13 protein-coding genes are annotated in these 14,705 nt (G+C 71.9%); 8 read left to right on the top strand and 5 right to left on the bottom strand.

Features of this window, described 5'->3' with window-relative positions; genetic code table 11:
• Positions 1-248 precede the first annotated feature (248 nt).
• Positions 249-1,217, bottom strand: coding sequence for a ribose-phosphate diphosphokinase (locus DQW06_RS04380; protein ID WP_013154993.1), 969 nt, complete (start codon positions 1,215-1,217; stop codon positions 249-251).
• 17 nt (positions 1,218-1,234) lie between these two features.
• Positions 1,235-2,695 carry a bifunctional UDP-N-acetylglucosamine diphosphorylase/glucosamine-1-phosphate N-acetyltransferase GlmU gene (gene glmU / locus DQW06_RS04375; protein ID WP_013154994.1) on the bottom strand — a complete coding sequence of 487 codons (1,461 nt, stop codon included), beginning with the start codon at positions 2,693-2,695 and terminating at the stop codon, positions 1,235-1,237.
• A gap of 581 nt (positions 2,696-3,276) precedes the next feature.
• On the opposite strand from glmU, the gene DQW06_RS04370 reads away from it, so the two are divergent.
• The 4 genes from DQW06_RS04370 (at position 3,277) to DQW06_RS04355 (ending at position 6,739) form a co-directional block, all read left to right on the top strand.
• Positions 3,277-4,239, top strand: coding sequence for an acyl-CoA desaturase (locus DQW06_RS04370; protein ID WP_013154995.1), 963 nt, complete (start codon positions 3,277-3,279; stop codon positions 4,237-4,239).
• Between the two features lie 14 nt (positions 4,240-4,253).
• Positions 4,254-4,910 (top strand): TetR/AcrR family transcriptional regulator, encoded by a 657-nt coding sequence (locus tag DQW06_RS04365; protein ID WP_013154996.1) that lies wholly within the window; start codon positions 4,254-4,256, stop codon positions 4,908-4,910.
• Positions 4,911-4,995: 85 nt separating this feature from the next.
• Complete coding sequence (locus DQW06_RS04360) at positions 4,996-5,505, top strand: MarR family winged helix-turn-helix transcriptional regulator (RefSeq protein ID WP_013154997.1); 510 nt, start codon at positions 4,996-4,998, stop codon at positions 5,503-5,505.
• Between the two features lie 244 nt (positions 5,506-5,749).
• Positions 5,750-6,739, top strand: coding sequence for a GDSL-type esterase/lipase family protein (locus DQW06_RS04355; RefSeq protein ID WP_117198001.1), 990 nt, complete (start codon positions 5,750-5,752; stop codon positions 6,737-6,739).
• A gap of 64 nt (positions 6,740-6,803) precedes the next feature.
• On the opposite strand, the gene DQW06_RS04350 is transcribed toward DQW06_RS04355, so the two are convergent.
• The 3 genes from DQW06_RS04350 to DQW06_RS04340 all read right to left on the bottom strand — a co-directional run bounded on the left by DQW06_RS04350 (position 6,804) and on the right by DQW06_RS04340 (position 10,384).
• Positions 6,804-7,298, bottom strand: coding sequence for a glutathione peroxidase (locus DQW06_RS04350; protein WP_013154999.1), 495 nt, complete (start codon positions 7,296-7,298; stop codon positions 6,804-6,806).
• Positions 7,299-7,499: 201 nt separating this feature from the next.
• Positions 7,500-9,278 (bottom strand): ABC-F family ATP-binding cassette domain-containing protein, encoded by a 1,779-nt coding sequence (locus tag DQW06_RS04345; RefSeq protein WP_117198000.1) that lies wholly within the window; start codon positions 9,276-9,278, stop codon positions 7,500-7,502.
• Between the two features lie 167 nt (positions 9,279-9,445).
• Complete coding sequence (locus DQW06_RS04340; protein ID WP_013155001.1) at positions 9,446-10,384, bottom strand: sugar-binding transcriptional regulator; 939 nt, start codon at positions 10,382-10,384, stop codon at positions 9,446-9,448.
• Positions 10,385-10,561: 177 nt separating this feature from the next.
• On the opposite strand from DQW06_RS04340, the gene DQW06_RS04335 reads away from it, so the two are divergent.
• From DQW06_RS04335 to DQW06_RS04320, 4 genes are all read left to right on the top strand, one after another.
• Positions 10,562-11,563 (top strand): zinc-dependent alcohol dehydrogenase family protein, encoded by a 1,002-nt coding sequence (locus DQW06_RS04335; protein WP_117197999.1) that lies wholly within the window; start codon positions 10,562-10,564, stop codon positions 11,561-11,563.
• A 17-nt stretch (positions 11,564-11,580) separates the two neighbouring features.
• Complete coding sequence (locus DQW06_RS04330; protein ID WP_013155003.1) at positions 11,581-12,939, top strand: sugar ABC transporter substrate-binding protein; 1,359 nt, start codon at positions 11,581-11,583, stop codon at positions 12,937-12,939.
• Positions 12,936-13,892, top strand: a complete 957-nt coding sequence (locus tag DQW06_RS04325) for a carbohydrate ABC transporter permease (protein WP_013155004.1) — start codon at positions 12,936-12,938, stop codon at positions 13,890-13,892. Before DQW06_RS04330 ends, DQW06_RS04325 begins: the two co-directional genes overlap by 4 nt.
• Positions 13,889-14,705, top strand: an 817-nt coding sequence (locus DQW06_RS04320) for a carbohydrate ABC transporter permease (RefSeq protein WP_198662377.1), incomplete at its 3' end; no start/stop codon positions are given. The genes DQW06_RS04325 and DQW06_RS04320, both read left to right, overlap by 4 nt.

Below are 14,705 nucleotides of genomic sequence, written 5' to 3'. Positions count from 1 at the left end.
CGAGGGGACCGCCCGGCTGCGGACGCGGCCCCGGCCCCCAGACGGCCGTCGGGGTCCGAGGACACGCGTCCGGGCCGCCCGGGTCCGGAAAGCACCGGTCAGCGCGCTGGAGGCCGTCTGCGCCGCCCCGCGCCGCACCGTCCCCGTCGGCCGCGGGCCCGGAGGCGGACCGGAAACGACGCGGACCTCCCGCGGCGGCCCGGAGGGGCGGCCGCGGGAGGTCCGGGCGAAGGGGCGCGCGTCCCCACTTACTCGAACAGGCTCGTGACCGAGCCGTCGGTGAAGACCTCGCTGATGGCGCGGGCCACCAGCGGCGCGATCGAGAGCTGGGTCAGCTTCTCGAAGGAGCGCTCCTCCGGAACGGGCAGCGAGTTGGTGATGACCACCTCGGAGATCCGCGAGTTCTGGAGGCGCTCGGCCGCCGGACCGGACAGCACGCCGTGCGTGGCGGCCACCAGGACCTTGGCCGCGCCCTGCTCGAACAGGGCCTCGGAGGCCTTGACGATGGTGCCGCCGGTGTCGATCATGTCGTCCACCAGCACGCAGACGCGGCCCTTGACCTCACCGACGACCTCGTGCACCCGGACCTGGTTGGCCACGTCCGGGTCGCGGCGCTTGTGGATGATCGCCAGCGGGGCGCCGAGGCGGTCCGCCCAGCGGTCGGCGGTGCGCACCCGGCCCGCGTCCGGGGAGACCACGGTGATCTCGGACTGGTCGACCCGGCCGGCGATGTGGTCGGCCAGTATCGGCAGCGCGAACAGGTGGTCCACCGGGCCGTCGAAGAAGCCCTGGATCTGGTCCGTGTGCAGGTCGACGGCCATCATCCGGTCCGCGCCCGCGGTGCGGAACAGGTCGGTCATGAGGCGGGCCGAGATGGGCTCGCGGCCTCGGTGCTTCTTGTCCTGCCGGGCGTAGCCGAAGAACGGGGTCACCACGGTGATCCTCTTGGCGGACGCGCGCTTGAGCGCGTCCACCATGATCAGCTGCTCCATGATGGACTCGTTGATCGGGTCGGAGTGGCACTGGATGACGAACGCGTCCGAGCCGCGCACCGACTCCAGGTAACGGACGAAGATCTCACCGTTGGCGAAGGTGTCGAACCGGGTGGGGACCACGTCGATCCCCAGTTCCTTCGCGACCTCCTCGGCCAGGCTCGGGTGCGTGCGCCCCGAGAAGAGCATCAGGTTCTTCTGGCCGGTGGCCTTCATCCCGGTCACGTGTTTCTCCCCCACAGTCACTGCTTGTCGTCGGCTCTGTGCCGATCGGCCTGCTCCGCCGCCTCGGCGGAGGGCGTGCCCGGGCGCTTGCGCCGGGTCCAGCCCTCGACGTTGCGCTGGCGGTGCCCCTCGGAAACGGCGAGGGCACCGGGCGGCACGTCGTCGCGGACCACGGTCCCCGCCCCGGAGTAGGCGCCGTCGCCCACGCGGACCGGGGCGACGATGGTGTTGTCGCTGCCGATCCTGACGTGGTCGCCGATGACGCTCCGGGACTTGTTGACCCCGTCGTAGTTGACGAACACCGAGGAGCAGCCGATGTTGCTGCCCACGCCGATGTCCGCGTCGCCCACGTAGGTCAGGTGCGGGATCTTGGACTCGGCGCCGACGTTCGAGTTCTTGACCTCGACGAAGGCTCCGGCCTTGGACCGCTCGGCCAGGCGGGTGCCCGGCCGCAGGTAGGTGTAGGGGCCGACGGAGGCCCCGGGGCCGATCTCGGCCCGGTCCGCCGTGGTCTCGCGCACCGTGGCGCCCGCGCCGACGACCGTGTCCCTCAGGTCCGCGCGGGGGCCGACGACGGCGTCCTCGCCGACGGAGGTGGCGCCCAGCAGCCGGGTCCCCGGTTCGATCACGGTGTCGCGGCCGATGGTGACCTGGGCGTCGATCCAGGTGGTGGCGGGGTCCACGACGGTGACCCCGGCGAGCATGTGCTCGTTGACCAGCCGGTCGTTGAGGACGCGGCGGGCCTCGGAGAGCTGGACGCGGTTGTTGACGCCCTGGACCTCGTGCCAGTCGTCCGCCGCCCAGGCGCCGACCCGGTGGCCGTCGCCGCGCAGCAGGGAGACCGCGTCGGTCACGTACTCCTCGCCCTTGGCGTTGTCGGTGGACAGGCGCTGGACGACCTCGGACAGCAGGGCGCCGTCGAAGGCGTACATGCCCGAGTTGATCTCGTCGATCGCGTGCTGCTCGGGGGTGGCGTCGGCGTGCTCGACGATGCCGGTGAAGTCGCCGTCGGCGTCGCGGACGATGCGGCCGTAACCGTGGGGGTCGGGTACGCGCGCGGAGAGCACCGTGACGGCGTTGCCCTCCTCGTCGTGGGCCGCGACGAGCTCCGCGAGCGTGGAACCGCGCAGGAGGGGGGTGTCACCGCAGGTCAGGACCACGGTGCCGCTGAGCTTGACGCCCTTGGCGGCCAGGTCCTCGATCGCCATGCGCACGGCGTGGCCGGTGCCGTTCTGCTCCTCCTGGACCGCGGTGGCGGCCTGGGGGGCGATCTCCTCCAGATGGGATCTGACCTGCTCACGCGCGTGGCCGACGACCACGACCGCGTGCTGGGGGTCGAGTTCCCGCGCCGCCGCGAGCACGTGGCCGAGCATGCTGCGGCCGTTGAGTTCGTGGAGGACCTTGGGAAGCTTCGACTTCATTCGGGTGCCCTCGCCCGCCGCGAGGACGATGACGGCAGCCGGACGGTTCACGCTCACTGAGGAGTCCCTCGTGGTAGCTGGTGGCTGAGATGTCGGCTCACCCCTCGGCGGCGCGACCCGCATGCCGCACGGGCGGCCGTCGGATGACCAGCGGCCGACATGGGAAGGATACATGCGCGTCACCGGCGCCCCACGGGCGCGTGACACGGGGGTGAGCGGCCGTTGGCCGCGCCGCGCCTGTGGCGGCGGTTTCTGGGGGTTCGGTGTGAGATGCACCGCTCCGCGGGGGTCCGCGGGGATACGTCCCTCGCACGGGGACGCGCGGACCCGCTCGGCGCCCGCGCGTGTGCGCGCGCGACGCCGGGGTAGCTCCCGGACCAGGGCTCGAACCTGGACGATGGGGACCAAAACCCCACATGCTGCCGATTACATCATCCGGGAACGCGCGAGGGCGGAGCACACCGCCCGTACGCCAGCCACCAACATAGCGCCTTTGACGGAGGGCTTGCCAAACCTACGGCATCGTAGGTTACGGTTACGTAGGAATAGGTTGGGTCGTCGCGGCGGTCACTCAGGTGCCGTTCGGACGCCGTCCTGACCGCGACGACGACCGACTGCCCGACAGCGAGGAAGAACCCATGACCGCTGCTCCCGAGCTACCGACCAAGACGACAGAGCCAAAGCGCGAGGCGATCCCCGAGTACGAGCCCGAACTGCGCGGCAGGGCCGAGCGCTACACGGTCTTCGCGTTCGTGTTCGTGCCGCTGATCGCCCTGCTGGCCTCGCTGCCCTTCTTCTGGGGTTGGGGCCTGTCCCTGACCGACATCGCCATCGCCTCGGTCTTCTACCTGATCAGCGGCCTGGGCATCACGGTCGGCTTCCACCGCCACTTCACGCACGGCTCGTTCAAGGCCAAGCGCCCGCTGCGCATCGCGCTCGCGATCGCCGGTTCGATGGCCATCGAGGGCAGCGTCATCAAGTGGGTCGCCGACCACCGCCGCCACCACAAGTACGCCGACGCCGAGGGCGACCCGCACTCGCCGTGGCGCTTCGGCGACGACTGGAAGTCGGTCGCCAAGGGCCTGTACTACGCGCACATGGCGTGGATGTACCTGGACGAGAAGAAGACCTCGCCGCGCCGCTTCGCCCCCGACCTGCTCAAGGACAAGGACATCGTCCTGGTCGACAAGCTCTTCGGGCTGATCGTGGTCTTCTCCCTGGGCGCCCCGGCGCTCATCGGCGGCCTGGTCACCATGTCCTGGTGGGGCGCGTTCACCGCCTTCTTCTGGGCCAGCCTGGTGCGCATGGCCCTGCTGCACCACGTCACCTGGTCGATCAACTCCATCTGCCACACCATCGGCGAGGAGAACTTCGAGGTGCGCGACCGCTCCCGCAACGTGTGGTGGCTGGCCATCCCGTCCTTCGGCGAGTCCTGGCACAACCTGCACCACGCCGACCCCACCTGCGCCCGCCACGGCGTGCTCAAGGGCCAGATCGACATCTCCGCCCGCGTCATCTGGGTCTTCGAGAAGCTCGGCTGGGCCTCCAAGGTCCGCTGGCCCAACAACGAGCGACTCGCCGCCAAACGGGTCAGCGTCTAGGATCGGTAGCCATCATGGGAGCAGCCGACAGCGGTCAGAAGATCCGTGTGCGCCGCAAGCGCATGACGGGCAAGGAGCGTCGGCAACAGCTGTTGGAGATCGGCCGGGAGCTGTTCGCCGAGCGCGGGTTCGACGCGGCCTCCGTCGAGGAGATCGCCGCGCGGGCCGGTGTGTCCAAGCCCGTGGTGTACGAGCACTTCGGCGGCAAGGAGGGCATCTACGCGGTCGTGGTCGACCGTGAGATGCGCACCCTCCTGGCGATGATGGGCGAGGCCCTCTCCGCCGACGGCGCCCGGAGCAAGATCGAGAACGCGGCCCTGGCCCTGCTGCGGTACGTGGAGGAGAACACCGTGGGGTTCCGGGTGCTGACCCGGGACTCGCACGCGGCCTCCGGCACGGGGAGTTTCGCCAGTCTGCTCAACGACATCGCCAGCCAGGTCGAGCACATCATGGTCGACGAGTTCGCCGAACGGGGCTACGACCCGGCGCTCGCCCCCATGTACGCCCAGGCCCTGGTGGGGATGTGGGCCCTGACCGGCCAGTGGTGGCTGGAGGTGCGCAGGCCCAAGCGCGAGGTGGTCGCCGCGCACCTGGTCAACCTGGCCTGGAACGGACTGTCGAGCCTGGAGCCGAAGCCGAGGCTGAGCCCGGGCAAGCGCAGAACGGGCTGACGCGGGGCGGTCCTGGTGACCTGTGGGGCGGGTGTGCACGGCATACCCGCCCCACTATCTTGATGTCAAGAGATAAGCTGTCCCCATGCGCGATGAGGTGGATGGGCTGATCGAGGCGTGGCGCTCCGAACGCCCCGACGTGGACGTGACGCCGCTGGAGGTGTTCAGCCGGGTGTCGCGGCTCGCGCGCCACCTGGACCGTGCCCGGCGCACCGTCTTCACCGAGCACGACCTGGAGCCCTGGGAGTTCGACGTGCTCGCCGAGCTGCGCCGCTCCGGCCCCCCGTACGAGCTGAGCCCCGGACGGCTGCTGCGCGCCACCCTGGTGACCTCGGGAACCATGACCAACCGGGTGGACCGGCTGGCCGCGGCCGGGCTCGTGCGGCGCCGCCCCGACCCCGCCGACAAGCGCGGGGTCCTGGTCCGGCTGACCGAACGGGGCGCCGAGCGCATCGACGCGGCCCTCAGGTCGCTCCTGAGCTACGAGGAGACCCTGCTGGCGCCGATGGCCGACGGCGACCGCGAACAGCTGGCGTCGTTACTCAGACGCCTCCTGGCGCCCCTCGACCGGGGCCCCGGGGGCCAGCAGGGTTAGACAGGCGGTACCGGCCTCCCCGGGGGCCGGGCATCCACACGCACAGGGCGCGCGGGGAATCGCCGCCGTCCTCGCCGAACGGGTCCGCCGACCGGCGCGCACTCCCCCCTCGCCCCCGGAGGCGGGACCGCCGCCGTGTGTCGGACGCCGCACGGCCGTACCGCGTGAGAACCGCGCGTCCCGGGGTAGTCCAGCCCCGGTACGCGCAGTCGATCGTTCGGGGGAACACGTGCGGGTCCGTTGGATGGCCGTGGCGGCCGCGGCCGTGCTGGTCGCGGGGTGCTCGGGCAACGGTGGCGGGGACGGTGACGGCGGGAGCCCCGGCGGCGAAGGCGGCGGGGCGGACTCCGGCGGCCACTACCTGTCCCTGGGCGACTCGATCAGCGTGGGCGTGCAGCCCGACGGGAACGGCCGACCGGTGGAGACCCCCGAGGGCTACACCGACGTCCTGTACCGCACCCTGAAGGAGGAGCGCCCGGAGCTGCGGCACGAGCGGATGGGGTGCGCGGGAGAGGACACCACCACCTTCATGGAGGGCGGGCTGCCCGGCTGCGACCCTCGCTACGAGCACGGCTCGCAGCTGGAGGAGGCCGAGGCCTTCCTGGCCGGGCACCGGGGCGAGGTGGACCTGGTCACCCTGACCATCGGCGCCAACAACTTCACCCGTTGCCTGCGGGGGATCAACACCCCCGAGGGGCAGGCCCCCGACTCCGGGGACGTGGACATCGACCGCGCGTGCGTGGAGGAGGGCCTGGACCGGCTCCGGGAGGAGACCCCCGAGATCGCCGAGCGGCTGCGCGAGGCGGCGGGGCCGGACACGCAGATCGTCGGGATGACCTACTACAACCCGTTCCTGGCCTTCCTGCTGCTGGACGGGGACCCCGCCCAGCAGGCGACCGCGGCGGCGGAGGAGGCCGAGGAGCTCTTCCCCGAGACCGAGGCGCGCGGGGGTCTGGCCGAGGAGGCGGTGGACATCCTGCTGGAGGTCAACGGGACGATCGCCGACGCCTACCGGGCGGAGGGGATCGACGTGGCGGAGGTGGACGCGGTCTTCGAGTCCACCAACCAGGAGGTGCCCCGGGGCAGCGAGACCGGGCTGCCCGCCAACCTCCAGAACGTCTGCGACCTGACGTGGATGTGCCACGGCGAGCGGGGCCCGGACATCCACCCCAACGAGGAGGGCGCGCGCGAGATCGCCGCCGTCTTCGCCCGGCAGGTGGACCGGGCCGAGTGACCCGGCCGGACCCGGCGGCCGCGTTCGAGGCGGGCCGCCGGGGAGCGGGCGGGGGCGGCTCCGGCTACCCCGCGTCGCCGGGGAGCGCCTTCTCGATGAGCGCGGTGATCCCGGGGTCGTCGGGCTCGGTCGAGCTGCGGAAGCGGTGCACGGCGCCGTCGGGGAGGACGAGGAACTTCTCGAAGTTCCACTTGACCTTCCCCGCCTTGCCGTCCTCGTCCTCGGCGGAGGAGAGCGCCGCGTAGAGCGGGTGCTGCTGCTTGCCGTTGAGCTTGGCCTTGGCCGTCATGGGGAAGGTGACGCCCCAGGTGGCCGAGCAGTACTCCGCGATCTTCTCCTCGCTGCCGAACTCCTGGAGGAACTGGTTGCTGGGCACGCCGAGCACGGTGAACCCCCGGTCGCCGTACCGGTGCTGGAGCTTCTCCAGCCGCTCGTACTGCGGGGTGTAGCCGCAGCGCGAGGCGACGTTGACCACCAGCCTCACCTTGCCCGACCACTCGCCGAACGTCGTCTCGCGTCCGTCGATCAGGGTCACCGGGATCTCGTCCAGGTCGCTCATCCGCGTCCATCTCCTCGTTTGCCGGGGCGCCGACGCCCACCGCGCGGCGCGGTGCTTCACGGCGTATTCGGAGCGCACGCCGCCGTGGCTCGGATTCTTTCTCAGGAAGGGGCCCCGGTCCAGCCGTACCGCCCCTACGAGCCGGACGCCCGGCCGGAGTTCTCCGGCCGGGCGTCCTTCGCGGTCAACCGCGCCGCGGCCTCACTCCCCGACGAGTTCGGCCTGCTCCAGCCAGACCTCCTCCAGCTCCCCGCGCTCGACGGCCAGGGCCTTGGCCTCTGCGTCGAGTTCGGCGAGCCGGGTGTAGTCCTCGGCCGCGGCGGCCATCAGCTCGTGCAGCTCCGCCTCCCGCTTGGCGATGCGGTCCATGCGCCGCTCGACGCGCTGCATCTCCTTCTGCGCGGCGCGCCGCTCGGCCGCCGACACCGCGGGCTGCTCCGCCGGGGCCTGGGCCGCGGCGGCCTCGGAGGCGCCCAGCGGCACGGTGGACTCGCCCGCGCTGGCCGCGCGGCGCTGGAGGTACTCGTCCACCCCGCCGGGCAGGAAGGCCAGGCCGCCGTCGCCCATCAGGGCCAGCACGCGGTCGGTGATGCGCTCCAGGAAGTAGCGGTCGTGGCTGACCAGCACCAGGGAGCCGGGCCAGCCGTCGAGCAGGTCCTCCAGCTCGGTGAGCGTCTCGATGTCCAGGTCGTTGGTGGGCTCGTCCAGCAGCAGCACGTTGGGCTCGTCCATGAGCAGCCGCAGCAGCTGGAGGCGGCGTCGCTCACCGCCGGACAGGTCGCCGATCGGGGTCCACTGGCGCTCCCCGCGGAACCCGAACCGCTCCAGCATCTGGCTGGCGGTGTAGTCGCGCTTGCCGATGGTGACGTGCTCGCGCACGTCCATGACCGCCTGGAGGGGGCGGGCGGCGGGGTCGAGTTCGGCGACGTTCTGGGACAGGTGGGCGAGCTTGACGGTCCGGCCGGTGCGCACGCTGCCGGAGTCGGGCTCGCGCTCCCCGGCCAGGATCCTGAGCAGGGTGGACTTGCCCGCGCCGTTGACCCCGACCAGGCCGACCCGGTCGCCGGGGCCCAGCTGCCAGGTGAGGTGGTCGAGCAGGGTCCGGTCGGGGACGGACGCGGACACGTTCTTGAGGTCGATGACGGTCTTGCCCAGCCGGGAGCTGGCGAACTTGACCAGTTCGACGGTGTCGCGGGGCGGCGGCTCGTCGGCGATGAGCTGGTTGGCCGCCTCGATGCGGAACTTGGGCTTGGAGGTGCGGGCCGGGGCGCCGCGGCGCAGCCAGGCCAGCTCCTTGCGCATGAGGTTCTGGCGACGCTCCTCGGCGGCGGCCGCCTGGCGCTCGCGCTCGGCCTTGGCCAGGACGTAGGCGGCGTAACCGCCCTCGTAGCGCTCGACCGCGCCGCGTCCGACCTCCCAGGTGCGGGTGGTGACGGCGTCCAGGAACCAGCGGTCGTGGGTGACGACCACGAGCGCCTCGGGACGGGCGCGCAGGTGCTCGGCGAGCCAGGCGATGCCCTCGATGTCGAGGTGGTTGGTGGGCTCGTCGAGCACGATGAGGTCGTGGTCGCCCACCAGGAGCCGGGCCAGGCCGGAGCGGCGGCGCTCGCCGCCGGACAGGCCGCTCATGGGGGTGTCGAGGGCCCAGCCGCCGAGGAGTCCGCGCAGGATGTCGCGGACGCGGGCGTCGCCCGCCCACTCGTGCTCGGCCCGGTCGCCCAGGACGAACTCCCCGACCGTGGAGTCGGGGAAGGTGTCGCGCTGGTGCAGGAAGCCGATGCGCAGCCCGCGGTTGTGCACCACCCGCCCGGAGTCGGGCCGGGTGATGCCCGAGAGCACGGAGATGAGCGTGGACTTGCCGCCGCCGTTGCGGCCGACGACGCCGATGCGCTCACCCTCGTCGACGCCGAGCGACACCTTGTCGAGGAGTACGAGCGGCCCGTAGGCCAGGGACACGTCCTGAAGATTGACCAGATTCATCGCTATCCATTGTGGCGGCAGTGCCGTGGTGCGCTGACCGCCGCCGCTCCCCCGGACGGCTCCGGGGCGGGAGGGCGGCCCCCGACGGGCGGAGGCGCCGGGCACGCGGCGTCACCGGAGTCCCTTCCCGCGCCCGCCGCCGCTCCCCCGGGGCGGCGACCGGTGTCTCACTCCCGCCCCGTCGGCTCCCCGTCGAGCAGCAGCCTGGCCACGGCGTCGTCCGTCACCAGCGTGGACACCAGGCCGCTGCGCAGCGCGGCGCCGATCGCCCTGGCCTTGGCCTCGTCCCCGGCGCCGGCGACCGCCACCACCTCGGGCACCCGGCGCAGCTGGTCCGCCCGGACGCTGATGACCCTCTCGTCAAGGTCGGAGTGCACCTGCTGGCCGTCGGCGTCGAACAGCTGGGCGGACATCTCCGCGCACACGCCCAGCGCGGTGTACCTGGCCCGCGAGTCCGGGTCCAGCGCCTGGAAGACGGTCGAGTTGCGCTCGTCCCAGCCCCCGATGGCCACCACGGCCGTCGTGAGTCGGTCGAAGTGCGCGAACGCCGAGGCGATGCCCGGGTCGGCGCGCAGCGTCGCCGCCGTGGCGGCGTCCGGCAGGATGAGCGGCGCGTAGATCGGGTACGCCGGTCCGCCCGAGAGCGCGGCCGCCCGGCGCACCGTCTCGACCGATCCGCCGCCCTCCGCCTGCTCGGACAGCACGCCGTTGAGCTGCACCACCGTGCAGCGCGGCAGGTCCACCATGTCCAGGCCCATCAGCTGGAGCGACCTGCTCCAGGCCAGCCCCAGTACCTCGTCGGGCCGCACGATCTCCGACAGCAGCCGCGCCGCCACCGACCCCAGCGCCCGGCGCGTGTCCCGCGGGTCGTCCAGGGCGTCCACGACGATCGCCCGGCGCAGGCCGAAGGCCGCGCGCATGCGCTCGGACAGCTCCCCGTCCAGCCGGGCGGGCAGGCGGATGTCGATGCGCACGATCCCGCTGCTGCGGGCGGTCTCCAGGTCACGGGCGACCTTGAACCTGCTCAGGCCGAACTCCTCGGCGATCTCCACCTTGGACCGCCCGTCCAGGTAGAACCTGCGGGCGATGGCGGCGAGCCGCACCATCTCCGCGGGGCCGCTGGGGGCCGTCTCCTGAACCTCACCACGCTGATCGCTCATACGTGCAGAAGTGTACTCGAATGTGCCGGATCCATTGACAGCGCGTTTCCGATGGGCGTTCAATGTTCGAAACATATGTGACTCACATCGCTCACATGAGCGTTCAACGGGAGGTTCCCAACCGTGCGTGCCGCCATCATCACCGAACCGGGCTCCGTCACCGTGGGGGACCGCCCCGACCCGCACCCCGCCGCCGACGGCGTGGTGGTCCGGGTCGGCGCCTGCGGGATCTGCGGGACGGACCTGCACATCGCCGACGGGGAGTTCCCGCCCAGCCCCTACCCGCTGGTGCCCGGGCACGAGTTCGCCGGAACGGTCACGGCCATCGGCGAGAACGCCCCGGGGGACCTGCGCCCCGGCGACCGGGTGGCCGTGGACCCCTCCCTGTTCTGCGGGCACTGCGAGTACTGCCGCGCCGGACGGGGCAACCTGTGCGCCAACTGGGGCGCGATCGGCGACACCGTGGACGGCGCGTTCGCCGAGTACGTGGCCGTCCCCGCCGCCAACTGCTACCGCCTGCCCGACTCGGTGAGCATGCGCGAGGGCGCCCTGGTCGAGCCGCTCTCGTGCGCCGTCCACGGTGTCCGACGCATCGGGGTGGAGACCGGCGAGCGCTTCCTGGTGGTGGGCGCCGGGACCATGGGCCTGCTCCTCCAGCAGCTGTTGCAGAACTCCGGCGCCCGCGTGACGGTGGTGGACCGCAACACCCGCCGCCTGGCCATCGCGACCGACCTCGGCGCCGCCGCGACCGCGACGGACGCGTCCGAGCTGGGCGACGAGCGCTTCGACGCCGCGGTGGACGTCACGGGCGCGCCCTCCGCCATCGAGGCGGCCTTCGACTCGCTGCGGCGGGGAGGGCGCCTGCTGGTCTTCGGGGTCGCCGACGAGGCGGCCCGCGTGGCGCTGTCGCCGTTTCGGATCTACAACGACGAGATCACCGTCGTGGGCTCCATGGCCGTGCTCAACAGCTACGGGGCGGCCGTGGACCTCATCAGCAGCGGCGCGGTGCGCACGGCGCCGCTGCTCACCGACGCCCTGCCCCTGGAGAAGTTCCCCGAGGCGCTGGCCATGATGCGCGCGGGCACCGGGGTGAAGGTCCAGGTCGTCCCCGACGAGACCGCCTGACCCGGGAAGGCAGCCAAGTGCACACCACCTACGCCGTCCGGGCGACCGCTGTCGCCGCCTGCGGACTGCTGCTCACCGGGTGCGCCGGGACGGGCGCCCTCCCCTCCGAGGACGGCGCCGTCCGGCTGACCGTCGCGATCGTGTCCAACCCGCAGATGCAGGACGCGATCTCCCTGGAGTCGCGGTTCCGCGCGGAGCACCCCGGCATCGCGCTCGACTTCGTGTCCCTGCCCGAGAACGAGGCCCGCGCCAAGATCACCACCTCCGTGGCCACCGGCGGGGGCGAGTTCGACGTCGTCATGATCAGCAACTACGAGACCCGCCAGTGGGCCGAGTACGGCTGGCTGGAGAACCTGCAACCCTCCATCGACGCCGCCGGGGGCTACGACCACGAGGACTTCATCCCCTCCATCAGGGAGGACCTGTCCCACGAGGGCGACATGTACTCGGTGCCCTTCTACGGCGAGTCCTCCTTCCTCGCCTACCGCAAGGACCTGTTCGAGCAGGCCGGGGTGGAGATGCCGCCCGACCCCACCTGGGAGGAGGTGGCGGACCTGGCCGCCGAGCTCGACGGCGTGGAGCCGGGGGTCTCGGGGATCTGCCTGCGCGGCCTCGCGGGCTGGGGCGAGGTGCTGAGCCCCTTCAACAGCGTCCTGAACACCTTCGGCGGGCGCTGGTACGACGAGGACTGGAACGCCGAGATCGACTCCCCCGAGTTCCGGCGCGCGGCCGAGTTCTACGTGGGCCTGGCGCGTGAGCACGGCCAGCCGGGCGCGGCCAACAGCGGGTTCGGGGACTGCCTGAACCGCTACTCCCAGGGCCGGGCGGCCATGTTCTACGACTCCACCTCCATGGTCAGCACCATCGAGGACCCGGACTCGGCGACCGTGGCCGGGCTCAACGGCTACGCCGCGGCGCCGGTGGCCGAGACCGACTACGGCGGCTGGCTCTACACCTGGGCGCTGGGCGTCCCCTCCACCTCCGAGCACAAGGAGGAGGCGTGGGCGTTCCTGGAGTGGATGACCGACAAGGACTACGTGCGCACCGTCGCCGAGGAGTACGGCTGGCAGCGGGTGCCGCCCGGCAACCGGCTCTCCACGTTCGAGGTCCCCGAGTACCGGGAGGCCGCCCGGGCCTACGCCGAGCCCATGCTCCAGGGCATCCAGGAGGCGGACCCCGAGGACCCGGGCACGCGCCCGGTCCCCTACGAGGGCATCGGCTTCCTCGCCATCCCCGAGTTCCAGGACCTGGGCACCCGGGTCAGCCAGCAGCTGAGCGCGGCCATAGCCGGGCAGATCACCGTCGAGCAGGCGCTCGAACAGAGCCAGGAGTACGCCGAGGTCGTCGGTGGGACCTACAGGGAGGACGACCGATGAGCGCTGTGACCGCGCCCGCGCGCGAGGCGCCCGCGGCGGCGACGCCGCCCGAGCGGCCGAGGCGGAGCCGCGGCGGGGGCGGATGGGCCCGCCGGGCCCCGCTCCTGCCCGCCCTGGTGTTCATGCTGGTCGTCACGCAGCTGCCGTTCCTGGCGACGGTCGTGTACTCGCTGCGCTCGTGGAACCTGCTGCGGCCCGACTCCCAGGCGTGGGTGGGCCTGGCCAACTACGCGGCGGTCTTCACCGACCGGCAGTTCCTGGGCGCGGCGGCGAACACGGTGCTGATCACCGCCTCCTGCGTGGTGGTGGCGATGCTGCTGGGCATCGGGCTCGCGCTGCTGCTGGACCGGAAGTTCAGAGGGCGAGGCGTGGTGCGCACGCTCGTCATCACCCCGTTCCTGATCCTGCCCGTGGCCACGGCGCTGCTGTGGAAGCACATCATGCTGGAGCCGGTGTTCGGCCTGGTGAACTTCGTGCTGTCGCCGTTCGGGGTCGAGTCGTTCGACTGGGTCTCCCAGGCGCCCGTGTTCTCCGTGGTGGCCGCGCTGGTCTGGCAGTGGACGCCGTTCATGATGCTGCTGGTGCTGGCGGGACTCCAGAGCCAGGGCTCCGACGTACTGGAGGCGGGCCAGGTCGACGGCGCGTCCCGGTGGCAGACGTTCGCCTGGATCACCCTGCCGCACCTGCGCCGCTACATCGAGCTGGGCGTGCTGCTGGGGTCGGTCTACGTGGTCAACACCTTCGACACGATCTACATGATGACCCAGGGCGGGCCGGGCACCGCCAGCTCCAACCTGCCCTTCTACGTCTACCAGCGGACCTTCCTCGGGTTCGACATCGGCCAGTCCGCGGCCATGGGCGTCGTGGTGGTGGTCGGCACCATCATCGTGGCGACGCTGGCCCTGCGGCTGATCTTCCGCACGTTCATGAACGCACAGGAGGCGACATCGTGACCGCCCGAGCCCCCGAACGACCCGCGGGCGGCGCCGTCGCCGCACGCGCGCCGCGCGCGGCCGGCCGCTCCCGGGCCCGGCTGGGGAGCGCCGCCCTGACCGTGTTCACGTGGGCCGTGGGACTGGTGTTCGTGTTCCCGGTGCTGTGGCTGGTGCTGACCGCGTTCAAGGAGGAGAACCAGGCCGCGACCGACCCGCCGACGCTCTTCTTCCAGCCGACCCTGGACCGGTTCACCACCGTCCTGGGCGCGGACTTCGTGCCGTACCTGGGCAACTCGGCGATCGCCACCCTGGCGTCCACGCTCCTGGTGCTGCTGCTCGGGCTGCCCGCCGCCTACGCGCTGTCGGTGGCCCCGGTCAAGCGGACCCAGGACGTGCTGTTCTTCTTCATCTCGACGAAGATGCTGCCGGTGGTGGCGGTCGTGGTGCCGATCTACGTCGCCGCCGCGCACCTGTCCATGCTGGACAACGTGTGGACCCTGGTGGTGCTGTACACGGCGATGAACCTGCCCATCGCGGTGTGGATGCTGCGGTCGTTCTTCCTGGAGGTGCCCAAGGCGATCGTGGAGGCGGCCCGGGTGGAGGGAGCCGGGCTGGCGCGCGTGCTGTGGTCGGTGATGATGCCGGTGATGGCCCCGGGCATCGCGGCGACCGCGCTGATCTGCATGATCTTCGCCTGGAACGAGTTCTTCTTCGCCGTCAACCTGACCGCCGCCCGGGCCGCGACCGTCCCGGTGTTCCTCACCGGCTTCATCACGAGCGAGGGACTGTTCGTGGCGCAGCTGGCGGCGGCCGCCGTCATGGCGTCGCTGC

Origin of the sequence: Nocardiopsis sp. TNDT3 (genome assembly GCF_003427465.1) — a bacterium.
Taxonomy (GTDB): domain Bacteria; phylum Actinomycetota; class Actinomycetes; order Streptosporangiales; family Streptosporangiaceae; genus Nocardiopsis; species Nocardiopsis dassonvillei.
This window is presented reverse-complemented; position numbering and strand designations above follow the sequence as displayed.